The sequence below is a fragment of the Aliivibrio sp. SR45-2 genome (assembly GCF_963890165.1).
GTDB lineage: Bacteria > Pseudomonadota > Gammaproteobacteria > Enterobacterales > Vibrionaceae > Aliivibrio > Aliivibrio salmonicida.
In genome coordinates this window covers 1-1,102 of sequence record NZ_CAWPRC010000069.1, presented here as the reverse complement: position 1 = coordinate 1,102, position 1,102 = coordinate 1, and the positions used below count along the sequence as shown (strand labels likewise).

Sequence of the window (1,102 nt, the reverse complement as noted above, 5' to 3'; positions counted from 1 at the left end):
AAATCGTGTTGATGCATTTGTTATGTGTGTACGTTATACGTTAATGGATATATTAAATTCACTTAAAATTGATTCTCTAACTTGAGCTAGTTCATCAATATTAATTTGATACATATTTTCTGGATTACTAGCCATAGTAGTTAAGCTCATATTAATAATTTGATTTTCGCTATAAACAAATTTTGGTGTTTTAGGAATGCATAGCCTTAAGGCTATAAGCTCCCCTAAAGCCAATTTATGTACAGGAAACTTACTATTTTTACCTTCTTCTTCAGCCATCAAAGCTCTAAGACTGCTTAATGTATTATTCAAGAGGTAATTTTTAGTTAAGTAACCATCACAAATACAAAGAATGAGCGTTATTGTTCCAATTTTAAATAAAATAGTACTTGGGTTTACCATTGTTATTAAATCAGTTTCACTGTTATTTGTTTTAAATACGTAAAGGCTTGATGGTAACTGGAATCCAAATCCTTTTGCATACGAATCTTGTACAAATTTAAAATTATCATTTTGTATAATGAATGCACAAGTATCCCGCCATGCCTCATCTTTTGTTTTAATATAATCATCATAGAAAAGGCCATAATATATCTTAGAAAGCCATGTAGTTAATATGGCAGTAGCACTTTCACTTGCATGATACATTATTGAGAATGATTTTTCTTCTTCCATGAGAGTTTCATACAAAAGATCTGTATTTTCTAATAACTCGAAAACCTTATCTTCATATTCACTTCCAAACTCATTATTACAAGCTGCATGTGAAGGTACTTTAATTCGACTATACTGAGTAACTCTTTCACCAGTAAGTGTAGTTTCTTTTATTCCCAGGCGGCCAAGAAGACTATTAGGAATAACATGTTCCATTGTTTTTTTTCCTTCAATATTTTTTGAACAGAAAAAACATTTTCTTTTAAAATCATCCATAGAGTTGGACATTCCTTAGCTAAAAAACACATAACGCCTGCATAACACGTTTGCTTCCATACAGACTTAACTGAATTTTACCGCCTTAATCACTGAAACTAAAGGCAAACAGACAACGCCGAGTATTGCAAATCGTGTTGATGCTATTCTTTTGGCTGACAACTCACAACAA

1 protein-coding gene is annotated in these 1,102 nt (G+C 31.5%); it reads right to left on the bottom strand.

Annotated elements, in window-relative coordinates:
• Positions 1 to 33: 33 nt before the first annotated feature.
• Complete coding sequence (locus AACV33_RS03360; RefSeq protein WP_182700733.1) at positions 34 to 930, bottom strand: hypothetical protein; 897 nt, start codon at positions 928 to 930, stop codon at positions 34 to 36.
• Positions 931 to 1,102: the final 172 nt, after the last annotated feature.